This window comes from Pseudomonas sp. 20P_3.2_Bac5 (assembly GCF_025466035.1).
In the GTDB taxonomy this organism is placed as follows: Bacteria; Pseudomonadota; Gammaproteobacteria; order Pseudomonadales; family Pseudomonadaceae; genus Aquipseudomonas.
On record NZ_JANLOA010000114.1, the window covers coordinates 12,399 to 35,491 of the forward strand.

The 23,093-nt window shown below is 63.3% G+C and carries 21 protein-coding genes and 1 riboswitch; of the genes, 8 read left to right on the top strand and 13 right to left on the bottom strand.

What is annotated here, in order from left to right; all coding sequences use genetic code 11:
* Position 1 precedes the first annotated feature (1 nt).
* A complete protein-coding gene (locus NTD88_RS21085) occupies positions 2-598 on the bottom strand; it encodes a septation protein A (RefSeq protein WP_095156813.1) in 597 nt (198 codons plus the stop codon).
* Between the two features lie 67 nt (positions 599-665).
* On the opposite strand from NTD88_RS21085, the gene NTD88_RS21090 reads away from it, so the two are divergent.
* From NTD88_RS21090 to NTD88_RS21115, 6 genes are all read left to right on the top strand, one after another.
* Positions 666-1,529: a PHP domain-containing protein gene (locus NTD88_RS21090; RefSeq protein ID WP_095156814.1), complete on the top strand. Its 864-nt coding sequence runs from the start codon at positions 666-668 to the stop codon at positions 1,527-1,529.
* 13 nt (positions 1,530-1,542) lie between these two features.
* The gene (locus NTD88_RS21095) at positions 1,543-2,172 is read left to right on the top strand and encodes an L-threonylcarbamoyladenylate synthase (protein WP_262155734.1); all 630 of its coding nucleotides are present in this window, start codon (positions 1,543-1,545) and stop codon (positions 2,170-2,172) included.
* A gap of 68 nt (positions 2,173-2,240) precedes the next feature.
* Positions 2,241-2,999, top strand: a complete 759-nt coding sequence (locus tag NTD88_RS21100) for a segregation and condensation protein A (protein ID WP_177454441.1) — start codon at positions 2,241-2,243, stop codon at positions 2,997-2,999.
* Between the two features lie 16 nt (positions 3,000-3,015).
* Complete coding sequence (gene scpB / locus NTD88_RS21105) at positions 3,016-3,828, top strand: SMC-Scp complex subunit ScpB (RefSeq protein ID WP_262155733.1); 813 nt, start codon at positions 3,016-3,018, stop codon at positions 3,826-3,828.
* 151 nt (positions 3,829-3,979) lie between these two features.
* Complete coding sequence (gene rluB / locus NTD88_RS21110) at positions 3,980-5,038, top strand: 23S rRNA pseudouridine(2605) synthase RluB (RefSeq protein WP_262155731.1); 1,059 nt, start codon at positions 3,980-3,982, stop codon at positions 5,036-5,038.
* A gap of 104 nt (positions 5,039-5,142) precedes the next feature.
* A protein-coding gene (locus NTD88_RS21115) for an IS3 family transposase (protein ID WP_262155729.1) occupies positions 5,143-6,362 on the top strand; the annotation gives its coding sequence in 2 pieces (ribosomal slippage) (positions 5,143-5,491 and positions 5,491-6,362; 1,221 coding nt in all).
* Between the two features lie 57 nt (positions 6,363-6,419).
* On the opposite strand, the gene NTD88_RS21120 is transcribed toward NTD88_RS21115, so the two are convergent.
* From NTD88_RS21120 to NTD88_RS21165, 10 genes are all read right to left on the bottom strand, one after another.
* Entirely contained in the window at positions 6,420-7,133 is a 714-nt protein-coding gene (locus NTD88_RS21120; RefSeq protein WP_095156117.1) for a membrane integrity-associated transporter subunit PqiC, read from the bottom strand.
* A gap of 171 nt (positions 7,134-7,304) precedes the next feature.
* Positions 7,305-9,563 (bottom strand): DNA topoisomerase IV subunit A, encoded by a 2,259-nt coding sequence (gene parC / locus NTD88_RS21125; protein WP_095155930.1) that lies wholly within the window; start codon positions 9,561-9,563, stop codon positions 7,305-7,307.
* 10 nt (positions 9,564-9,573) lie between these two features.
* Positions 9,574-10,092: a TIGR02281 family clan AA aspartic protease gene (locus tag NTD88_RS21130; protein WP_095155929.1), complete on the bottom strand. Its 519-nt coding sequence runs from the start codon at positions 10,090-10,092 to the stop codon at positions 9,574-9,576.
* Positions 10,089-11,075 (bottom strand): esterase-like activity of phytase family protein, encoded by a 987-nt coding sequence (locus NTD88_RS21135; protein ID WP_095155928.1) that lies wholly within the window; start codon positions 11,073-11,075, stop codon positions 10,089-10,091. The genes NTD88_RS21130 and NTD88_RS21135 overlap by 4 nt, the downstream gene beginning before the upstream one ends.
* Positions 11,072-12,976, bottom strand: coding sequence for a DNA topoisomerase IV subunit B (gene parE, locus NTD88_RS21140; protein WP_110971448.1), 1,905 nt, complete (start codon positions 12,974-12,976; stop codon positions 11,072-11,074). The genes NTD88_RS21135 and parE overlap by 4 nt, the downstream gene beginning before the upstream one ends.
* A gap of 36 nt (positions 12,977-13,012) precedes the next feature.
* Positions 13,013-13,621 carry a YqiA/YcfP family alpha/beta fold hydrolase gene (locus NTD88_RS21145; protein WP_175653929.1) on the bottom strand — a complete coding sequence of 203 codons (609 nt, stop codon included), beginning with the start codon at positions 13,619-13,621 and terminating at the stop codon, positions 13,013-13,015.
* 105 nt (positions 13,622-13,726) lie between these two features.
* Positions 13,727-14,533, bottom strand: coding sequence for a 3',5'-cyclic-AMP phosphodiesterase (gene cpdA / locus NTD88_RS21150; protein ID WP_095155925.1), 807 nt, complete (start codon positions 14,531-14,533; stop codon positions 13,727-13,729).
* Between the two features lie 76 nt (positions 14,534-14,609).
* Positions 14,610-15,869 (bottom strand): FAD-dependent oxidoreductase, encoded by a 1,260-nt coding sequence (locus NTD88_RS21155; protein WP_262155727.1) that lies wholly within the window; start codon positions 15,867-15,869, stop codon positions 14,610-14,612.
* A 107-nt stretch (positions 15,870-15,976) separates the two neighbouring features.
* Positions 15,977-16,429 (bottom strand): DUF1249 domain-containing protein, encoded by a 453-nt coding sequence (locus tag NTD88_RS21160; protein ID WP_095155923.1) that lies wholly within the window; start codon positions 16,427-16,429, stop codon positions 15,977-15,979.
* Positions 16,420-17,037 carry an NUDIX domain-containing protein gene (locus NTD88_RS21165; protein ID WP_262155726.1) on the bottom strand — a complete coding sequence of 206 codons (618 nt, stop codon included), beginning with the start codon at positions 17,035-17,037 and terminating at the stop codon, positions 16,420-16,422. Before NTD88_RS21165 ends, NTD88_RS21160 begins: the two co-directional genes overlap by 10 nt.
* A gap of 186 nt (positions 17,038-17,223) precedes the next feature.
* Between NTD88_RS21165 and NTD88_RS21170 the strand changes: the two genes are divergently transcribed.
* Entirely contained in the window at positions 17,224-17,970 is a 747-nt protein-coding gene (locus NTD88_RS21170; protein ID WP_095155921.1) for an RsiV family protein, read from the top strand.
* Here NTD88_RS21170 and cytX read toward each other — a convergent pair.
* Together cytX and thiC are read right to left on the bottom strand one after the other, a co-directional pair.
* Entirely contained in the window at positions 17,939-19,267 is a 1,329-nt protein-coding gene (gene cytX, locus NTD88_RS21175) for a putative hydroxymethylpyrimidine transporter CytX (RefSeq protein ID WP_262155725.1), read from the bottom strand. The genes NTD88_RS21170 and cytX overlap by 32 nt on opposite strands.
* Positions 19,268-19,347: 80 nt before the next feature.
* On the bottom strand, positions 19,348-21,237 hold the full coding sequence (gene thiC / locus NTD88_RS21180) for a phosphomethylpyrimidine synthase ThiC (RefSeq protein ID WP_095155919.1): 1,890 nt from the start codon (positions 21,235-21,237) through the stop codon (positions 19,348-19,350).
* 148 nt (positions 21,238-21,385) lie between these two features.
* Positions 21,386-21,491, bottom strand: a riboswitch (TPP riboswitch).
* Between the two features lie 142 nt (positions 21,492-21,633).
* Here thiC and NTD88_RS21185 point away from each other — a divergent pair.
* Positions 21,634-23,073: a TolC family outer membrane protein gene (locus NTD88_RS21185; protein WP_095155918.1), complete on the top strand. Its 1,440-nt coding sequence runs from the start codon at positions 21,634-21,636 to the stop codon at positions 23,071-23,073.
* The last annotated feature ends 20 nt before the right edge of the window (positions 23,074-23,093 follow it).

A 23,093-nucleotide genomic window follows, 5' to 3' on the forward strand; every position in this document is an offset into this window, starting at 1 on the left:
GTCATTCCTCGGGTTTGGGAGTGGTGGGGTCGCTGTCGTGCATGTGACGGGACAGGTAGACACCCTGGCCGACCAGGAACAGCACGGTCATGCCCAGGCTGCCGAACACTTTGAAGTCGACCCAGAAGTCCTGGAACGTGAAGGCGACGAACAGGTTGGCCGCGCCGCAGATCAGGAAGAAGGCGATCCAGGCCAGGTTCAGGCGGGTCCAGACCGGGTCCGGGAGGGTCAGCGCGTGGCCCATGATGCGCTTGATCAGCACCTTGTCGCCGACGAAGTGACTGCCGAGGAACGCCAGGGCGAACAGCCAGTTGACCACCGGGGCTTTCCACTTGAGGAAGGTTTCGCTGTGGAAGGCCAGCGTCAGGCCGCCGAACACCAGGCAGGCGACCAGGGTCAGCCATTGGCCTTTTTCCAGCTTGCGCTGGCGGATGAGCAGGGTGCCGTAGACCACCAGCGAGCTGATGATCAGCACTGCGGTGGCGCTGTAGATGCCGCCCAGGCTGAAGCTCTGGCCGGCGACGTCGACGACGCGGGGATCGAGTTTGTAGACGATGAAAAACAGGAGCAGCGGGATGAAATCGATGAATTGTTTCACGGTGGCAGCCAGGAGCGGGATGTGTCGGCATAATAACAAACCTCAATGAGAGGGAAAGCGTCACCCCATGAATGTTGATCTGCACTGCCACAGCACCGCGTCAGACGGCTCGCTGACTCCCACCGATCTGGTTGCCCGCGCCTATGAGCAGGGCGTCCGGATGATGGCCCTGACCGACCACGACACCCTCGAAGGCCAGCTTGAGGCCCGCGAGGCGATGCACGCGCGCGGCATGCAATGGGTCAGCGGGATCGAGCTGTCGTGTACCTGGTCGGGCGTCACCATCCACGTCCTGGGTTACGGATTCCCGCTGGATGCCCCGCCGTTGCTGGAGGCCGTCGAGTCCCTGCACCGCGGCCGCTGGCTGCGCGCCGAGGAAATCAGCCGGCGCCTGGCGGCCAAGGGCATGCCTGGCGCGCTGGAAGGCGCGCGGGCGATCCAGCAGGCGCTCGGTGACAGCGGCAACGCGCCGGCGCGCCCGCATTTCGCCGACTTCCTGATCAGCGCCGGCTACGTCAAGGACCGCGCCGAAGCGTTCCGCAAATGGCTCGGCGCCGGCAAGCTGGGTGACGTCAAGCTGCACTGGCCGACCCTCGACGACACGGTAGAGACCCTGCGCGCCGCTGGCGCCTGGGTCAGCCTGGCCCATCCGATGCATTACGAACTCACCCGCAGCAAGCGCCGCCGGCTGATTGCCGACTATATTCAAGCAGGGGGACAGGCGCTTGAAGTGGTCAACGGCATGCAGCCGGCCGAACAGGTCGGCACGTTGTCCATCCTGACCCGTGAGTTCGGTCTGCTGGCCAGTGCTGGCAGCGACTTCCATGGCCCGGGCACCTGGTCCGAAATCGGTGTCTACCGGCCTCTGCCGGAGGATCTGCCACCTCTGTGGCGTCGATTCAAACATGAGCAGCCATCCGCGGCCGTCTGAACAGGAAGACAATGTGAGTCAATTTTTCCAGATACATCCGGAGAATCCGCAGCCGCGCCTGATAAAACAGGCGGTCGAGATTATCCGCAAGGGCGGGGTGGTGGTGTATCCGACCGACTCGTCCTACGCCATGGGTTGCCAGATCGGCGACAAGAACGCCGTGGAGCGGGTACGTCAGTTGCGCAAGCTGGACAAGAACCACAACTTCACGCTGATCTGCTGCGACATGTCGCAACTGGGGCTGTTCGCCAAGATCGACACCGGCACCTTCCGCCTGCTCAAGGCCCATGTGCCGGGGCCTTACACGTTCATCCTCAACGCCACCCGCGAGGTGCCGCGCCTGCTCTTGCATGAAAAGCGCCGCACCATCGGCCTGCGCGTGCCGGACCATCCCATCGCCCTTGCGCTGCTGGAAGAACTCGGCGAGCCGCTGATGAGCGTCAGCCTGGTGATGCCCGGCGAGTCCGAGCCGATGACCGATCCCTATGAAATGCGCCAGGCGCTCGAGCACCACGTCGACCTGATCATCGACGGCGGTTTCGGCGGCCTTAAAGCCTCCACCGTGATCAACCTGGCCGGAGACGAGCCGGAAGTCGTGCGGGTCGGTTGCGGCGACCCCGCGCCTTTCATGGTCGAAGCGTGAGCATGGTCGAAGAGGTAGAGGCTCCGGTCGATCCCCAGGCCGGCGCCCAACAGGAACTGCCGCTGGTCATGGTCTATGGCCAGGCCCTGACCGAAATGCCGGTGGACCTGTACATCCCGCCGGACGCGCTTGAAGTGTTCCTCGAAGCCTTCGAAGGCCCGTTGGACTTGCTGCTCTACCTGATCCGCAAGCAGAACGTCGACATCCTCGATATCCCGGTGGCGGAAATCACCCGCCAGTACATGGGCTATGTCGAGCTGATGAAGACCGTGCGCCTGGAACTGGCCGCCGAGTACCTGGTGATGGCGGCGATGCTGGCCGAGATCAAATCGCGCATGCTCCTGCCGCGGGCCGAGCAGGCCGAGCAAGAAGAAGACGACCCGCGCGCCGAGCTGATTCGTCGCCTGCAGGAGTACGAACGCTTCAAGGCCGCCGCCGAGGACATCGACCAACTGAGCCGGGTCGGCCGCGACATCATCGTGCCGCGCCTCGACGCCCCGCAGGCCAAGGCGCGCAAGCTGCTGCCGGATGTCTGCATCGAAGAAGTGCTGATGTCCATGGCCGAGGTGTTGCGCCGCAGTGATCTGTTCGAAAGCCACCAGATCAGCCGTGAGGCGCTGTCGACCCGCGAGCGCATGAGCGAAGTGCTTGAGCGCCTCAAGGGCGGTGGCTTCGTGCCGTTCGTCGAGCTGTTCACCGCGGACGAGGGCAAGCTTGGCGTGGTGGTGACCTTCATGGCGATTCTTGAGCTGGTCAAGGAATCGCTGGTCGAACTCGTGCAGAATGAGCCCTTCGCGCCGATCCACGTCCGGGCCCGGGCAGAATGAATTCAAGAGCAACCGCATGAACCTGAACGACCCGCGCGACCTGGCGCCCCTGCTCGAAGCCTTCCTCCTGGCCTCGGGTAAACCGCAATCGCTGGAGCGGCTTTTCGAGTTGTTCGAGGAAGCCGAGCGCCCTGACTCCAGCGTGTTCAAGGAAGCCCTCGAAGTGCTGCGGGCATCTTGTGCCGGGCGGGCTTTCGAGCTGGTGGAGGTTGCTTCCGGTTATCGCCTGCAGATTCGCGAGACCTACGCGCCGTGGGTCGGCCGGTTGTGGGAAGAGCGTCCGCAGCGCTATTCCCGAGCCTTGCTGGAGACCCTGGCGTTGATCGCCTATCGCCAGCCGATCACCCGCGGCGAGATCGAGGATGTGCGTGGCGTCGCGGTCAACACCAATATCGTCAAGACGCTGCTGGAGCGCGAGTGGGTGCGGATCGTCGGTTACCGCGAAGTGCCCGGCCGGCCAGCGATGTTCGCCACTACCAAGGGCTTCCTCGACCACTTCAACCTGAAAAGCCTCGATGAACTGCCATCTCTGGCCGAACTGCGGGAAATGGAGCCGGCGCCGATGCCGCCAATGGACCTTGACGACTTGCCTGTGCCCGCGCATTTGCAGGCCCTGGCCGACGCCAGCGCCGAGCCTGACGGCGAGGCGCCGGTGGAAGAAACCAGCTTCCGCACCTTGCTGGTGGAGCTGGACGCAATGGAAGAAGGCTTGAAAACCGACTTCGACGACCTGCTGCGTGACCTGCCCGAAGCGCCTGAAGAGGCGGCGGATGAAGCGCTGGACGAAGATGACAGTCACGACGCGTTGCCCGAAGCAACCCGCGACTGATCCACCGTCCGGCGCAAAAGCACGGCGGCGATGGCGATATACCGCTACGCTCTGATGCGTTTGCGCCGGGATCAGCGTATGATTCGCGACCTTTTTGGTGCTTGGCGCACCTGAAGCCCAGATTTGAATCTCTACACCGGGAGGTGCCCAGATGAGTGAACAAGACCTGCAAGACAGCCCGCCACGTCCGTCCGGCGAAAAACTGCAAAAAGTACTCGCGCGCATTGGCGTGGGTTCGCGCCGTGACGTAGAAGCCTGGATCGGCGAAGGTCGCATCAAGGTCAACGGCGTTGTCTCCACCCTCGGCCAGCGCGTCGACCTGCACGACGCCATTTCCGTCGACGGTCGCCTGATCAAGCGCGAAGAAAAAGCCGAAGCCGTACGCCGCGTCATCATGTACAACAAGCCTGACGGCGAGATCTGCACTCGTGACGACCCGGAAGGCCGTCCGACCGTGTTCGACCGCCTGCCGCGGCCGAAAGAAGGCCGCTGGATCAACGTCGGCCGCCTCGACATCAACACCACCGGCCTGCTGCTGTTCACCACCGACGGTGAACTGGCCAACCGTTTGATGCACCCGTCCTACGAGATGGACCGTGAGTACGCCGTGCGCGTGCGCGGTGAAGTCGACGACGACATGATCGCCCGCCTCAAGGAAGGCGTGGTGCTGGAAGACGGTCCGGCACGCTTCACCGATATCCAGCAGGCGCCGGGCGGTGAAGGTTTCAACCACTGGTATCACTGCGTGGTGATGGAAGGCCGTAACCGTGAGGTTCGCCGCCTGTGGGAATCCCAGGGTCTGGTGGTCAGCCGCCTGAAGCGCGTGCGTTTCGGTCCGGTGTTCCTCAACTCCGACCTGCCGATGGGTCGCTGGCGCGAAATGAGCCAGGGCGAAATCGACATCCTGGCCGCCGAAGTGGGCCTGACCCCAGTGGCGATGCCGGCGATGAACGCCAAGGCCAAGGACAAGTTGGAGCGCATGCAGCGTAAATCCAGCAAGCCGGTCGGCCGTGGCGAGCGCGTGCGGACCCTGCGTCCGGCCAAGGACGGCGCGACCGAGCGTTCGCCGCGCCAGCCGCGTGACGATTCCCCGCGCAAAGGCCGCAGCACCGTTGCCGAGCGCCCGAGCGATGTCCGCCGCAAGCCGGCGGGCGCGCCGAAGCGTCCGGGTGGCGGCGGTAGTGGTCGTGGCAAGCCTCGCTCTGAGTAAGGGCTGAGAAAGAAAAAAGCCAACCTTCGGGTTGGCTTTTTTTTTGGTTGTGTCCCGTCCTGAATAAGGTTTACACCTCCCATCCCGAATTTCCGGAGAGTCAGATGGAGCAAGGTGTAAAGCGCACACAGCGTGATTACTCACTGTCTTTTAAATTGGCAGTGATTGATCAGATTGAAAAAGGCGAACTGACCTACAAGCAGGCCCAGGCGCGGTATGGCATCCAGGGTCGGTCGACGGTTCTGGTATGGTTGCGTAAGCACGGTCGGCAGGATTGGAGCCAGGGGGCGTCGATCCGCGACAAGAGGAGCTGCGCGATGTCTGACCCCAAAACGCTCACTCCAGAGCAGCGGATCAAAGAGCTTGAGCAGCAGCTTGAGCTGATGAGCCAGAAGGCCCAGTTCTTTGAGACGGTCGTTGATGTTCTGAAAAATGACTATGGTGTCTCGGTCGTAAAAAAGCGATCCGGCAAGTCCTCTCGCAAGGTCAAGTCGCAGGACTGAGCATTGCCAGGGCTTGTCAGTTTCTAGGCATCAGTCGACAGGCTTACTACAAGCGCAACCGAGTTGCTGATGGCAAAGAACGCCAGGCAGACCGGGTGGTTGAGTTTGTACAGCAAGTCCGGATGCGCCAGCCTCGCCTGGGTACACGCAAGCTGCACTATCTGCTGCATTGCCAACCTGACAGACGATTCCAGGTCGGCCGAGATAGGCTGTTCCAAGTCTTGGGAGAGCGCCGTTTGCTAGTGCTGCCTAAGCGGGCCTACCACAAGACAACACAAAGCTTTCATCGTTTCTATCGCCATCCCAACTTACTCAAGCCCGGCCCAAGCCAGATCGTTCCGACAAGGCCGGAGCACGTCTGGGTTGCCGACATTACTTACCTGCCTGCACGTAATGGCGCGCTGTACCTGAGCCTGGTAACGGATGCTTACTCCAGGAAGATTGTTGGCCACCACGTCCATGAAAGCCTGCATGCCGAGTCAGTGGCGCAAGCCTTCAAGCAGGCATTACGAAAGCGCCGTCGTCGCCAGCCATTAGTCCACCATTCGGATAGAGGAATCCAATATTGCTCGGCGCTATACCAGTCACTGCATCAACGGCACGGCGTTCAGTGCTCCATGACTGATGGGTATGACTGCTACCAGAACGCGCTGGCCGAGCGAGTCAACGGAATCCTCAAGATGGAGCTGCTGTTGAGCAGCCCCGAAGATCTGGAGCAAGCGAGGCAGATGGTTGACGAGGCAGTGCAGATCTACAACACAGAACGGCCTCATATGGCTCTGAAAAACAAAACGCCCGATGCGGTGCATCGGGCGTTTTGAGGCCTGTCGGCCTACCTGAACAGGTGTAAACCTATTTCAGGACTAGACATGGTGAACTCAGAAGCGGAACACTTCCATGTCCGTGCGGATCGGCGAAGCCATCGGAATCTTTGGCTTTTCCGGCTCCTTGCGAACCTGTACCGGAGCGGCTTGCTTCTTCGGCGGCGCCTCTTCAACGATTGCCGGCTGGTTGGCCAACGGTTTCAACGCCGTGCTCAACTGCTCGGCCAGACGCTGCAGCAACTGGCCCTGGGCCTGCACCTGCGCCGAGGAACTGCCGGCATGCGGCTGTTCAAGGTGAATGATGCGGTTGTCGCGAACCTGACCACGACGGTCCAGCAGACGCCATTGCGCATCGAGGATCGCCGGTTGATTCGCGCCCGAGTCCAGGCGGGTGATCGACAGCAGCACCTGCACATCAGGACTGAAGCCGGTGCTGGCCGGAGCCAGGATCACGCGCTGGCTGTCCAGACGCCATGCCAGCTGGCGAACCAGCAGTTGATCGATATCAGCGGAAAGACTGCCCGCCCAACGACCGTCCGTCGCCGCGGTGAGGCTGCCATCGTTTTGCCGCTGCAGCAGCGTCTCACGCTGCAGGTAGTCGGCGACCGATACCGGACCCAGTACTACCGCCATACCGGCACTTTGCTTCGGTTGTCCTGGCTCGCCACTGTCAAGCTGATACAAGGCGACCGGCTGGTGCATGCTGCACCCCGCCAGGCCCAGTACGCCCGTGAGCAAGAGAACAAATGGAAGGCGCAGAAAAGTCATCATCCCATCCAGGCGGCCACCACACGGCACCGCAGTGATACTCATGAATTCATTCGGGCACCCAGCCACGCTGGCACCACAGGGCGCCTATCATCCGCGAAATCAAGCTCTAACTCCAGTGTTTACGCCCGGAACGTGTGGGAAAAACCCCGTTCCAGGCGTCTGGAACGCTTACTCCGGATTGTCGACCAACAACGCATCGACCCGCTGGAAGCCGCGCGGCAGTTTGTTGCCGCGACGGCCACGCTCGCCTTTGTAATGCTCCAGGTCTTCACCCTTGAGCGATAGCGTACGCTTGCCGGCTTGCAATACAAGGGTCGCGCCGTCAGCCAGAACGGCCATATCCGTGACGTATTCCTCACGGCTGGCCACCCGGTCACCGGGAATCCCGATGATCTTGTTGCCCTTGCCTTTGGCCAACTGCGGCAGGTCACTGATCTTGAACACCAGCAGGCGACCCTCGGTCGTCACCGCTGCCAGCCAGTTCTGCTCGCGGTCCGCCACCGGACGAGGTGCAAGCACCTTGGCACCGTTAGGCAGGCTGAGCAGTGCCTTGCCGGCCTTGTTCTTGGCCTGCAGGTCCTCGCCCTTGACCACGAAGCCGTAACCGGCGTCGGAGGCGATCACGTACAGCGCGTCGTCATCCGGCAGCAGCACGCATTCGAAGGAAGCGCCTGGCGGCGGTGTCAGACGACCGGTCAGCGGTTCGCCCTGGCCCCGCGCCGACGGCAGGGTGTGGGCTGCCACCGAGTAACTGCGGCCGGTGGAGTCGACAAACACCGCGAACTGGTTCGAGCGCCCCGCCGCCGCCACCTTGAAGCCGTCGCCAGCCTTGTAGGAAAGGCCGGTAGCGTCGATGTCGTGGCCCTTGGCGCAACGTACCCAGCCCTTTTCGGACAGGACCACGGTTACCGGTTCGGTCGGCATCAGCTCGTTTTCCGACAGCGCCTTGGCTTCCGCCCGGGCGATGATCGGCGAGCGGCGGTCGTCGCCGTAGGTTTCGGCGTCCTTGATCAGTTCGGTGCGCACCAGCTTGCGCAGCTTGGCGTCGCTGCCGAGCAGGGCTTGCAGCTTGGCCTGTTCCTTGAGCAGTTCGTCCTGCTCGCCGCGGATCTTCATCTCTTCCAGCCGCGCCAGTTGGCGCAGGCGGGTTTCGAGGATGTATTCGGCCTGGATCTCGGTCAGCTCGAAGCGGGCAATCAACGCCTGCTTGGGATGGTCTTCGGTACGAATGATGTGGATCACTTCGTCCAGGTTCAGGAACGCAACCAGCAAGCCATCCAGCAAGTGCAGGCGACGCTCGACCTTGTCCAGGCGGAATTGCAGCCGGCGGCGTACCGTGTTGATACGGAATTCCAGCCATTCCACCAGCAGCGCGCGCAGGTTCTTCAACTGCGGGCGACCATCCAGGCCGATGATGTTGACGTTGACGCGGTAGCTGGACTCCAGCTCGGTGGTGGCGAACAGGTGTTGCATCAGCTCGTCCAGCTCGACCCGGTTGGAGCGCGGAATGATGACGATCCGGCACGGGTTCTCGTGGTCGGACTCATCGCGCAGGTCGGCGACCATCGGCAGCTTTTTCGCCTGCATCTGCGCGGCAATCTGCTCCAGCACCTTGGCACCGGAAACCTGATGCGGCAGCGCGGTGACGATGATGTCGCCGTCTTCGATGCGGTACACCGCGCGCATGCGGACCGAGCCGCGACCGGTTTCGTAGATTTTCAGCAGGTCGGCGCGCGGGGTGATGATTTCCGCTTCGGTCGGATAGTCCGGCCCCTGGATATGTTCGCAGAGCTGCTCGACGGTGGCCTTTGGCTCATCGAGCAGACGCACGCACGCCGAGGCGACTTCCCGCAGGTTGTGCGGCGGTACATCGGTGGCCATACCGACGGCGATGCCGGTAGTGCCGTTGAGGAGGATATTCGGCAAACGTGCCGGCAAAACGGCAGGTTCGTCGAGGGTGCCGTCGAAGTTCGGCACCCAGTCCGCAGTGCCCTGCCCCAGCTCGCTGAGCAGCACTTCGGAATAACGCGACAGTCGCGCTTCGGTGTAGCGCATGGCCGCGAAGGATTTCGGATCGTCCGGCGCACCCCAGTTGCCCTGGCCGTCGACCAGGGTGTAGCGGTAGCTGAACGGCTGGGCCATCAGCACCATGGCTTCGTAGCAGGCCGAATCGCCGTGGGGGTGGAATTTACCGAGTACGTCACCGACGGTACGCGCCGATTTCTTGTGCTTGGAATCAGCATCCAGGCCCAGTTCGCTCATGGCGTAGACGATACGCCGCTGGACCGGCTTCAGGCCGTCGCCGATGTGCGGCAGCGCCCGGTCCATGATCACGTACATGGAATAGTTGAGGTAGGCCTGTTCGGTGAAGTCAGCCAGTGACCGGCGCTCTACGCCGTCGAGGCTGAGATCAAGGGAGTCGCTCATGCGGGCCTCATCATTTCAAGGTCTGGCGCAGCAGCAAGGTGCCGCCGCGCTGGGTGAATTCAAGTTGTTTCAGGGCACTCATGCCCAACAGCACCTGTTCGCCATCGAGCCCCGGAACCACCAGGGCGCGAACGTCGCGCAGGAGGATATCGCCCAATTGCAGGCTGTCCAGACGGGTCCGGTAGCCCTCGGTCCGGCCATTGGCGGTACTGACGGTCACCGGGGCGCCGCGCTCCAGGCCGAAACCGCGGGCCAGGGGCTCCGGGATCGCCACATCGGTGGCCCCGGTATCGAGCAAAAAATGAACAGCCTGACCGTTGATCAGGCCGTCAGCGACGAAGTGGCCCTGGCCATTGCCGGCCAGGCGCACCTCGACGTAACCCTCACCATGCTGCGAGGTGATCTGGCTGTTGGGGTTCACCTGCTTCTCTTCCCAGGCGCCGAAAAAGCGCGTGGCAAGGAACAACCCGGCGGCCCAGGCCAACACCATGAACACCCGCCCGATACGCTGACCCGGCGACTGGCTCATTTCTTCGCGCTCCAGCCGCCTTTCGGCGCGGCGAACCGCCAGACCACCGGACGGTCTTCGCCGTCCGCACGCGTGCCGCCGTTGTTGTCCAGGCCGATCCAGGCGCCTTCGGCGTCGATCACCAGCGCCTCGGCCAGCCCGTAAGGCTGGGTGTAGCGCCGCGAATCGACCAGCGCATCAGCGGCGAACGACCAGCAACGCTCTACCACACCGCTCTGTGCGTCACGACGACAGATGCGATAGGCATTGCGCTCGAGGGTGAACAGCTTGCCCTCAAACAACGCCAGGTCAGAAAAATCCCGCGAGACTTCACGCGCCTTGGGAAACTGCTCCGGCTGCATCTCGGTGCCGGCTTCGCTGAGCAACACGCAGGAGTCGCCGCAGGTCCAGGTGGTCTGCTTGCGATTGATCAGCAGCAGGCCGCGGCGCTCGCGTTCGGCCGCCAGCCACAGACGGTCACCCGCCGGGCTCACCGCCAGCCCTTCGAACAGGGCGTTGAAGTGCAGCAGCATACCGCTGGCGCGGGCCTGGCGGATCATGCTCGGATCGATTCGCAGCCAGGTCGGCGGGCCGTCCTGCGGTACTTGCAGCACTGCGGCGTGGGCTTCGCTGATGATGTAGTGGTTACCCGCCGCGTCGCAACTCAGGCCCTCGAAATCGAGGTCACCGCCGCGCACCAGCGAGGCGGCCCATTGCCGCGAGCGCAGGCCCAGCGGAAAACCGGAGTCCGGCACCGGCGGCACGGCCAGTTGCAGGCCGGTGGCCTGCCAGACCTGGGCGCTGGTATCGAGCTTGTAGAGCAGATCGTCGTCGCGGTCGGAGATGGTCCACAGCGCGCCGCTGCACATCGCCAGCCCCGACAGATTGCCGCCGCGCATGCCTTCGACAGGATGCTCGGAGAGCATCTTCAACTCCGGCCAGGGCTCGGCCAGCGAAGGCAGCGCGACCAGCGACAGCAAGGTCGCCAGCAGCAGACGGATCAAGCCATGACCTCGGCCAGGTTGCCGTTGCTCTCCAGCCAGGTCTTGCGGTCGCCCGCGCGCTTCTTGGCCAGCAGCATGTCCATGATTTCGCGGGTGTGCTCGAGGTCGTCCAGGGTCAACTGGACCAGGCGCCGGGTGTTCGGGTCCATGGTGGTTTCGCGCAGTTGCGGCGGGTTCATTTCGCCCAGACCCTTGAATCGGGTGACCTGCGGCTTGCCGCGCTTCTTCTCGGCCACCAGGCGGTCGAGGATGCCGTCACGTTCGGCTTCGTCGAGGGCGTAGTAGATTTCCTTGCCCAGGTCGATGCGGTACAGCGGCGGCATCGCCACATAGACGTGGCCGGCTTCCACCAGCGGGCGGAAATGCTGGACGAACAGGGCGCAGAGCAAGGTGGCAATGTGCAGGCCGTCGGAGTCGGCGTCGGCGAGGATGCAGATCTTGCCGTAGCGCAGTTGGCTCAGGTCGGCGGCACCCGGGTCGACACCGATGGCCACCGCGATGTTGTGCACTTCCTGGCTGGCCAGGACTTCACCGCCATCCACTTCCCAGGTGTTGAGGATCTTGCCGCGCAGCGGCAGGATCGCCTGGAATTCCTTGTCCCGTGCCTGCTTGGCCGAGCCACCGGCGGAATCACCCTCGACCAGAAACAGCTCGGCGCGCATCGGGTCCTGGCCCGCGCAGTCGGCCAGCTTGCCCGGCAGCGCCGGCCCCTGGGTGACGCGCTTGCGCTCGACCTTCTTGCTCGCCTTGAGGCGACGACCGGCATTGTTGATCGCCAGTTCGGCCAGTTGCATGCCCAGCTCGGGATGCTCGTTGAGCCACAGGCTGAAGGCATCCTTGACCACGCCGGAGACGAACGCCGCTGCCTCGCGGGAGGACAGGCGTTCCTTGGTCTGACCGGAGAACTGCGGCTCCTGCATCTTCATCGAGAGCACGAAGCTGATGCGCTCCCAGACGTCTTCCGGCGCCAGCTTGACGCCGCGCGGCAGCAGGTTGCGGAACTCGCAGAACTCGCGCATGGCATCGAGCAAGCCCTGGCGCAGGCCGTTCACATGGGTGCCGCCCTGGGCGGTGGGGATCAGGTTGACGTAGCTTTCCTGGACGCTGTCGCCGCCTTCGGGCAGCCACAACAGCGCCCAGTCCACGGCTTCCTTGTTACCGGCCAGGCTGCCGCAGAACGGCTCGTCGGGCAGGCGCAGGAAGTCGCTGACGGAATCGACCAGGTAAGAACGCAGGCCATCCTCGTAATGCCACTCGACCTTCTCGCCGGTGCCTTTGTCCTCGAAGCTGACCAGCAGCCCGGGGCACAGCACGGCCTTGGCCTTGAGCACATGTTTCAGGCGGCTGATGGAAAATTTGGGGGAGTCGAAGTATTTCGGGTCCGGCGAGAAATACACGCTGGTGCCGGTGTTGCGCTTGCCGACCGTGCCGATGACTTCCAGGTCGCTGGCTTTGTAGCCATCGGCGAAGGTCATCTGATACTCGTTGCCGTCACGCTTGACCCGCACGCGGACCTGGTTGGACAGGGCGTTGACCACCGAGATGCCGACGCCGTGCAGACCACCGGAGAACTGGTAGTTCTTGTTGGAGAACTTGCCGCCGGCGTGCAGCTTGGTGAGGATCAGCTCGACCCCGGACACACCCTCCTCGGGATGGATGTCCACCGGCATGCCGCGACCGTCGTCGCAGACTTCCAGGGAATGGTCGGCATGCAGGATCACCTGCACCGAACGGGCATGCCCGGCCAGGGCTTCGTCGACGCTGTTGTCGATGACTTCCTGGGCCAGGTGGTTGGGGCGGCTGGTGTCGGTGTACATGCCCGGACGCTTGCGTACCGGGTCAAGGCCCGAGAGGACTTCGATGGCGTCTGCGTTATAGGCGCTAGCGCTGGGATTGGCCATGGGTTCTCGTCGTCATTCGTAGATGAAAATAAGCAATCAAAATACAGAAAAATCGAGGCTTTGATACGCCTGCGGATCAATGCCGGCAAAACTCAGCAGTGCCGGCAGGTGCAAGGCAAAGCCCTGGAAACTGTGATCGCCGCCGGCTTCGATACGCAGGGCACAGGCCCGGTAGAAGCGTTCGGCGTGGCGGTAATCGAGGGTTTCGTCACCGGTCTGCAACCAGACCTGGTAACGCGCCGGGTCGACAGGCGGCGCCACTTCCAGTTCGGCCAGGGCCTGCACATGGTCGTGGGTCAGCTCCCAGGTTTCACCGGTGTAGTGGTTGGTCTGGGTGCCCAGGTAGCCGTCGAACAACCGATGCGGGTTGACCGCCGGGTTGATCAGCAGTGCTTTCAGCCCGTGGCGCTCGGCCAGATGGGTGGCATAGTAGCCGCCGAGGGAACTGCCGACCAGCAAGGGCTGGCCCAGTTCGGCAATGTGAGCTTCGAGTTGCGCAATGGCCTGGCGCGGATGGTGATGCAGGGCCGGAACGCGCAACTGCCCGGCAAGGCCGAGTTGGTCGATGACGGCCTGCAACTGGCTGGCCTTCATGGAACTCGGCGCACTGTTCAAACCGTGGATGTAAAGGATCGAGCCCGACATTCCGCCCCCAGTCTCAGGTGAATCGCCCGGATTGACCGGGCAGAAAAACGCGCAGTTTAGCCTGTTAACCGGGAAATGATTCAGCTTTAGAGTTTGCCTGATGCGTCAGTAACCGTTGCCGTAGTCCACGGTGTAGGCGAAATCCTTCAGCCGCGAGACGCCCGTCTCGATCCGCCCGTCGTCGTGCAACGCCAGCCAGCGGTAACCGGGGGCGCGCTCGTCAACCTTGAAGTCGTCGCTGCCGGGCTCGAACTGGACGCAGGTCGATGGCGACGCCAGCAGCCGCAGACCGTCCACTTGTTGGTCCCACTCCTGATGGATATGCCCCCAGAGCAGCGCGCGGGCCTGTGGATAAGGTTTCAGCACCTGAAACAGCGCCTCGGGGTTGCGCAGGCCGATCGGCGCCATCCACGCGCAACCGATGGACACCGGCTGATGATGGAAGCAGATCAGGCAATGCCGTCCATCGGCACTTTCCAGGGCCTGTTTCAGCAGGCTCAACTGGCTGTCGTCGAGAAAACCCGGCACGGAGCCGGGAATCGCCGAGTTGAGCATCAACACCCGCCAATTGCCGATATCGGTCACCGGATCAAGCACGTCGGTCCCGGCCGCGACGCGCTCCATCGGTAGCGGCTCGTCGTGATTGCCCGCCAGCCAGCGGGCCGGCGCATCGATGACGGCGGTCATACGGCGGAATTGCTCGTAGGACGCTTCGGTTCCATCCTGGGAAAGGTCGCCCGTCGCCAGCACCAGGTCCACCCGCTCCTGCTCGACCAGAACCCGCTCGATCACCCGTTGCAGGCTCTCGTGGGTATTCATGCCCAATAGCGAGCCGTCGGCATCGGCAAACAGATGACTGTCGGAAAGCTGCACCAACAGAATCGGCGCCGCCTCGGGGTTCGTGCTCGGCAAGACGTAGTCCTCGGAAGAAAGGCCAGATTATGCGGCCAGCCAATTGGCCGGGCCAAGCCCCGGAATGCGGGGCCGATCACACATGTTCGGTTGATCTCAACATTTCATGGGTCTGCAACCCGGCAGTGTTCGCCTCACCGACCAGCGGTCTGCTGTGAATCTCGTGCCGGGCGGTGTCCAGCACCCCGTCCTTCACATAGCACAGGCCATCCCGTTCCACGCAAACCTCGCCCTCAAGCAATGCCAGCACTTCATCCCCCGCCTGCAGCACATTGGTGATTTTTCCCGGGAACACATGAATGATGCCCGCCTGCTCGAACACCACCGCACTGCGAAATTCCGAACGCGTCTTGAGCTTTGCCAGCACTACGCCCTTCCAGCCGGTATAGCGGAAACGCGGCAGGAACCCCGACCAGAAGCGGCACATCTGTTGCTCGCTGAGCGGGCGCACCCGCGACTCGACGAAAGCGTCATCCAGCGACGCCAGCAGCGCCTCGGCCTGCGCGGGCGTCGCATAAGAGCCCAGGATCGTGTAGCAGCCATGCGTCAGCACGTAGTTGCAGGACTGTTGGGCATGGCTGTCTATTTGCGGCATCAGGCACGGAAACCAGCCGTCCATGACAATGAACGAGATCGGCTTCAGCCCGGGCCGGCTGTCTTCGTACTGCAAGCCAAGGCAGACCTGATAAACCACTTCGAGCCCCGTCTCGGGCGCCGCCGCCTCGATTTGCGGGACCAGTGACTGATACCCGGTGGCGTTGATCACCCGATCGACCTGCACCACCTCACCACCGTCCAGCAGCAACCTGAACTGTCCGGCCGACTCGGCCGCTTCCAGGACCTGGCTGTTGCAGCGGACCTCGATGCTCGCCGCAGCCAGCCGCGCACGAAAGTAGTCGCGCAGACGCCCGCCGAGCACGGCGCTTGGCTCGTCCAGGTCGTAGGCTGCTTCGAGGTTGGTGTAGCCCCACGCCGAAGGATCGATCTGACGGCATTCCGGCGATTCGTGACAGACCTCGGCGAATACCTCGTTCGACACTTTCGAGGGGTGCCCGATTGCGTCCAGCGTGCCATGGGCATACACCGCGTACTCATGCCCCACTACCAGTTCCGGGTAGTGGGCGCAGAAGCGCTCCAGCGTCGCCGCGCAGACTTCGCGCGTCGAGCGCGAGCGCGGGTAATGCGGCCCTTTATGCAGGCGGATGCCGAAGCTTCCGGACACCCCGTTGAAAATGTCCGGCTCACGCTCGATCAGCAGGACCCGATGCCCCCGCCCGGCCAACTCCAGCGCAACGTGACAACCACTCCAACCCGCTCCAATCACTGCGATTTGCATGCCTCTCTCCTGCGTTCGATCACAAAGGCGTGATGAAACGCAGGAGAGGCATAAGCCAGGATTAAGAGTTTGGCGCTAAACGGCTGTATCGATATTTCGTACGCAATTCAGCGAACGATCGCTAGTTCATGCCCACAAGCAAGGCAGTGCGTCAGCCATTCGCCAAGAAACAGGTTGAGCTGGGCTTTCTCGTCCGGCTGGTGCATCGATTCGTTGGGATAGGGATAGACGCTGCGAAAACGCCGCGCGTGCTCGGCGCTGATCACTTCGGCCATGCGCGCGTCGTGGTAGACCTGCACTTCCAGTTGCGGCACCGGCAGCCACGGCAGGCTGTGTTCCTGGCGAACCCGCAAGGTGGTGGTGTAAGGGCAGGCCAGCACCACTTCCAGGGTCAGCACGCCCAGCATCTGGTCGCCCTGGGTCATGCCGATGCGGCGGGAACTGGTGGCGTTGCGCATGTCTGGCAGCAGGCGCATCAGGCGGGCGTAATTGGCCTCGCAGGCAGCCTGCAAGCCAACCAGATCGACCCGATAACGCTCGCGTGCAAGGTTCACGACCACAGCCCCCTGACTTCATCACGGTTCAAGGCCAGCCATTGCAAGGCGATAATCGTCGCCGCATTGGCAATCTGCCCATCACGCACGGCCTGCAAGGCATCCTCGAATGCCCAGACCCGCACGCGAATGTCTTCGCCCTCTTCTTCCAGGCCATGCAGCCCGCCAGCCCCCTCGCTGCTGCAACGCCCCAGATACAGATGCACCAGTTCGTCGCTGCCGCCAGGTGACGGGAAGTAGCGGGTCATCGGCCACAGCGCGCTGAACACGAGCCCAGCTTCCTCCTGCGCTTCGCGGTGCGCAACTTCTTCCGGCTGCTCTTCCTTGTCGATCAGACCGGCGACCAGCTCCACCAGCCAGGGGTTTTCAACCTTGTCCAGAGCGCCCACACGGAACTGCTCGATCAGCACCACTTCGTCGCGTTGCGGGTCGTAGGGCAGAACGCACACAGCGTCGTGACGGACGAACAGCTCGCGGCTGATCTCGCGTCCCATACCGCCGGCGAACAGTTCATGCCGCAGGTGCAGCCGGTCCAGCCGGTAGAAGCCCTGGAAACAGTTCTCGCGCCGGACGATCTCAACGGCGGTCGGAACGGTGTTCGTTTTGTCTGTCATGAAAATCCCCAATACCCCACGTGCTACTTCGCGCCATCCTACCCCGCGTACCCTCGGCTTTCACCCTCTTTAAAGTCAACCCGGAGGCTGCGAGGATAGGCACCGCCGGTCTATTCAAGCTTAGTGGCGAACCGAAGGCAGTGCCTACGGTCCAAGCCCGATCACCGTTGTTCTACAAGGATCATCATGACACTTGTCAAACTGACCACCGTGGCTGTCCTGGCCCTTACCCTGGGGGCGTGCCAGAGCTTTTTCCAGCCCAACATGCGCAAGCCGCTGGAGGTCAAGCGCGACGCCTGGGAGCACATCAAGCCCGGTTGCAGCGCCAGCGATTGCCCACTGGTGAACATCGACACCCTGCATTTCCCGGGTGAGCCGCAGCTCGATCCGATCATCGAACGCGGCCTGCTGCAACTGACCCGCGACGGCGACGGCGCTGCCGTGCCGAGTTCACTCAAAGCCTACGAAGATGCCTTCCTGCGCTCGGCCGAAAGCCGCCACAGCACTTACCTGCAAGCCAAGGTACGTGAGCAGCATGACGGACTGGTGATCATCGAACTGTCCAGTTATCTGGACACTGGCGGCGCCCACGGCGCGCCGGGCCGCGCGTTCATCAACTGGTCGCGCCAGCAGGAAAAGGTCCTGACCCTGCAGGACATGCTGGTGCCGGGTCAGGAAGCGACATTCTGGAAGACCGCCGAGGAAGCGCACCGTGGCTGGCTGATCAGCAGCAAACTCGACCAGGATGCCGAGTTCGTGAAGACCTGGCCGTTCCGCCAGACGCCACACATCGCCCTCACCTACGGTGCCGTGGTGCTCAAGTACGACGTGTACGCCATCGCGCCTTACGTGATGGGCCACGTCGAACTGAAGATCCCCTACCCGCGCCTGAACGGGGTGATCAAGCCAGAGCTGTTTCCCGGCCGCGGTTGAAACCCAGCACGCCGTAAAGCAGCCCCGCCAGCAGTAGCGCCGGCAGGGTTGCACCGACGTCCGGCGCGTAGTTGGCCAGCGCATGGTAGATCACAACCCCGCCAGCCCACGCCACCAGCGCGCCGCCGTGCAGCGATTTGACGTGCAGCGGCAAGCGCCGGCGGCGCAGGACGAAGTGGTCCATCAGCACCACGCCGAACAGCGGCGCGAACACCGAGCCGATCAGCAGCAGGAAGTTCTGGTACTGCGCCAACGGCGCGAAGCAGGCGATCAGGGTGCACAGCACGCCGATCGCCAGGGCCAGGTGTTCCACTTTCAGGCGCAACAGCAGGCCGCTTGATACCGCCGCCGAGTGAATGTCGGCGAAGGCGTTTTCCGATTCATCCAGCAGAATCAGCAGCAGCGGAATACCCAGCCCGGCGCCCGCCAGGGCCAGCAGCAGCGCGTTGACCTCGCCGCTCGGGGCGAAGGCCAGGGTGTAGGCCACGCCCAGGCTCATCAGCCAGAAGTTACCGATGAAAAAGCCCAGCGCGGTGCCGCCAAAGACGCGGGTGGCGCGCATGCCGAAGCGCGAATAGTCGGCGATCAGCGGCAGCCACGACAGCGGCATGGCAATGGCGATATCGAAGCCCACCGCCAACGACATCGAACCGTCACCGGCACGCGCCCAGAGGTCCGCCAGGTCGGCCTTGGCGAACAGGTTCCAGGTCAGCCACAGACAAGCGCCGAGCAACAGCCAGATCCCCCATTTGCGCAGCACCCGCCGCACGAAGGTCAGCGGGCCGCTCACCGCCAGCAACGTGGCCAGGCCGCCGAAGAACAAGGTCCAGAGCAGTGGACTGTTCCACAGGCTGTTCTCGCCGAACGACTGGGCGCCGAGCAGACTGGCGGCGTCGCGCATGACGATGATTTCGAACGAGCCCCAGCCGATCAGTTGCAGCAGGTTCAGCACCGCCGGCAATGCCGCGCCATGCCGTCCCAGGCTCAGGCGCAAAGCAGCCATGGCCGACAGGCCGGTGTCGCTGCCGATCACCCCGACGGCGGCCAGCAACAGCACCCCGACCAGCGTCCCCAGACCGATCGCCAGGATCGACCCGGCCAGGCCCAAGCCCGGCGCGAGCAAGGCGCCGGTCTGTAGCACCATCAGGCCAATGCCGAGGGAGAACCACAGGGAGAACAGGTCACGCGCGCCGAAGGTGCGCTGGTGGGTGGGGACGGGGGCGTCGGGGGAGTAGTGGCTGGGTGTGGACACGACAGTGGTCTCGGCAGGTTTTATTGTTTGATTCGAGGGATTCATCGCTGGCAAGCCAGCGCCCACAGCACCTGTGGGCGCTGGCTTGCCAGCGATTGGGGCCGCTCGCGCGGCCCCGGTTTTCCTCAGACTTTCTTGTACAACTGACTGCCTTCCTGGCGGAACCGCTCGGCCTGCTCGCGCATGCCGTCCTCGACCGCCACGTCCACCGCTTCGATGCGCTGGTTGGCGGCGTATTCACGCACTTCCTGGGTGATCTTCATCGAGCAGAACTTCGGCCCGCACATCGAGCAGAAGTGCGCCACTTTGGCCGAGTCCTTCGGCAGGGTCTCGTCGTGGAACGAGCGCGCGGTGTCCGGGTCCAGGCCGAGGTTGAACTGGTCTTCCCAACGGAACTCGAAGCGCGCCTTGCTCAGGGCGTTGTCGCGGATCTGCGCGCCCGGGTGACCTTTCGCCAGGTCGGCGGCGTGGGCGGCGATCTTGTAGGTGATGATCCCGGTCTTCACGTCATCCTTGTTCGGCAGGCCCAGGTGCTCCTTGGGCGTGACGTAGCAGAGCATGGCGCAACCGAACCAGCCGATCATCGCCGCGCCGATACCCGAGGTGATGTGGTCGTAGCCCGGCGCGATGTCAGTGGTCAGCGGGCCGAGGGTGTAGAACGGCGCCTCGTCGCAGCACTCGAGCTGCTTGTCCATGTTCTCCTTGATCAACTGCATCGGCACGTGGCCAGGGCCTTCGATCATGCACTGGACGTCGTGTTTCCAGGCGATCTTGGTCAGCTCGCCGAGGGTTTCCAGCTCGCCGAACTGGGCTTCGTCGTTGGCATCGGCAATGGAGCCCGGACGCAGGCCGTCGCCCAGCGAGAAGCTGACGTCGTAGGCCTTCATGATTTCGCAGATTTCGTCGAAATGGGTGTAGAGGAAGTTCTCTTTGTGGTGCGCCAGGCACCACTTGGCCATGATCGAGCCGCCACGGCTGACGATCCCCGTCACCCGCTTGGCGGTCAGCGGCACATAGCGCAGCAGCACGCCGGCGTGGATGGTGAAGTAGTCCACGCCCTGCTCGGCCTGTTCGATCAAGGTGTCGCGGAACAGCTCCCAGGTCAGGTCTTCGGCCACGCCGTTGACCTTTTCCAGCGCCTGGTAGATCGGCACGGTGCCGATTGGCACCGGCGAGTTGCGAATGATCCACTCGCGGGTTTCGTGAATATGCTTGCCGGTGGACAGGTCCATCACGGTGTCCGAACCCCAGCGGATGCCCCAGGTCAGCTTGGCCACTTCTTCTTCGATGGACGAGCCCAGGGCGCTGTTGCCGATGTTGCCGTTGATCTTCACCAGGAAGTTGCGGCCGATGATCATCGGCTCCAGCTCCACGTGGTTGATGTTGGCCGGGATGATCGCGCGGCCGCGGGCGATCTCTTCGCGGACGAATTCGGCGGTGATTTCTTTCGGGATGCTGGCGCCGAAGCTGTGGCCGGCGTGCTGCTGCTTGAGCAGGCCGGCGGCGCGGGCTTCCTGGAGCTTCATGTTTTCGCGCAGGGCGACGTATTCCATCTCGGCGGTGATGATGCCTTTGCGCGCGTAGTGCATCTGGCTGACGTTGGCCCCGGCCTTGGCGCGGCGCGGGTTGCGCACGTGGGCGAAGCGCAGTTTGGTCAGTTCGACGTCGTTCAGGCGCTGCTGGCCGAAGTTGGAGGACAGGCCTTCGAGGCGCTCGGTGTCGCCGCGGTCGTCGATCCAGGCCGAACGCACGTCGCCCAGGCCCTTGCGCACATCGATGACGACGTTCGGGTCGGTGTACGGGCCGGAGGTGTCATAGACCAGCACCGGGGCGTTGGCTTCGCCGCCAAAGTCAGTGGGGGTGTCATCCAGGCTGATTTCGCGCATCGGCACGCGGATGTCCGGGCGCGAGCCCTCGACATAGATTTTGCGCGAACGGGTGAAGGGTTGTACGGACTGCTGATCGACCTGCGCGGACTCGCTCAGGTTGGCGGGATATTTTTCTTGTTTGGTCATCACAGGCTCTCCAGACGGGTTGGATGTCGGAGTGAACCTGATGAAGGCACGGACGCACCGGAGGCGGTGCTGTGCTGAATGCGGGGGTGTCGGTTGCCTCTGAGGCTGACTCGACATTTCCCGGACCCGGCACAAGAGGGCTCGCGGGAAAGCGAGCAATCTTGTTCCCTACGCAGGCGCTAACCTGATCAGGTTCAACGGGATCCGGAATTATCCGATCTCAGCCTCAACGCAAGGCACCCCGACAAGAACCCGGCCAGTCTAGACTGGAGTCGCGGCAAACGCCAACCCTCCAAGCACAGGCACGATAAATGGCGCAAATGTCAGATTGTTGCAAAGTGTCCACGCAACTACACTCGCAGGGCTGAATTACCCTCTTCGTTCAAGGACCGCCCTATGCTGCGCAAACTTTCACTGGCGCTTGCCGTGTCTTTTGCTTCCAACGGATTGGCCTGGGCAGCAGACGCACCCCTGTCGGCCAGGACCGACCTGGTCAGTGTCTACCAGGAAGCCGTGAACAATAACGCCGACCTCGCCGCCGCCCGCGCCGACTACGGCGCCCGCCGAGAAGTCGTGCCCCAGGCGCGCGCCGGGCTGCTGCCGAACCTCTCCGCCGGCGCCGAGATGATGAACAGCCGCACGCACATCGACCAACCGTCGGTGACCGCCAACCGCAGCGGCAATTCCTGGCAGGCGACCTTGTCCCAGCCGATCTTCCGCGCCGACCGCTGGTTCCAGTTGCAAGCCGCCGAAGCGGTGAACGAGCAGGCCGCGCTGGAGCTGTCCGCCACCGAGCAGAACCTGATCCTGCAAAGCGCCGAGAACTACTTCGCGGTGCTGCGCGCCCAAGACAACCTGGCCTCGACCAAAGCCGAGGAAGCAGCGTTCAAGCGCCAGCTCGACCAGTCCAACGAGCGCTTCGACGTCGGCCTCTCGGACAAGACCGACGTGCTGCAATCCCAGGCCAGCTACGACACCGCCCGGGCCAACCGGCTGATCGCCGAACGCCGCGTGCAGGACGCCTTCGAGGCCCTGGTGACGCTGACCAACCGCGAATACAACGCGCTGCAGGGCGTCGTCCACACCCTGCCGGTGCAAGTGCCGGTGCCAAACGACGCCAAGGCCTGGGTCGACACCGCCACCCAGCAGAACCTCAATCTGCAAGCCACCAACCACGCCGTCAGCGCCGCCGAAGAAACCCTGCGCCAGCGCAAGGCCGGCCATGCGCCGACCGTCGATGCGGTGGCCCGTTACCAGAAGGGTGACAACGACAGCCTCGGCTTCACCAACCCGAACGCGAGCCTGGGCGGCCAGTCGTACCGTGGCGATGTCGAGCAGACCACCATCGGCCTGCAACTGAATATCCCGCTGTACAGCGGCGGCCTGACCAGCTCGCAAGTGCGCGAGGCGTACCAGCGCCTGAGCCAGACCGAGCAGCAGCGCGAGAGCCTGCGCCGCCAAGTGGTGGAAAACACCCGCAACCTGCACCGTGCGGTCAACACCGACGTTGAGCAGGTGCAAGCGCGCAAACAGTCGATCATCTCCAACCAGAGCGCGCTGGAAGCCACGGAAATCGGTTATCAGGTCGGTACGCGCAATATCGTCGACGTGCTCGACGCGCAGCGTCAGCTCTACACCTCGGTGCGCGACTACAACAACACCCGCTACGACTACATCCTCGACAACCTGCGGCTGCGGCAGGCGGCGGGGACGTTGAGCCCGCAGGACCTGCAAGACCTGGGACGCTGGCTGAAGCCGGACTACAACCCGGACAAGGACTTCCTGCCACCGGATCTGGCGGCAGCGGCCAAGGCCAATTTCGAGGCTCGGCCGTAAGAGACTCATCGCTGCGGTTC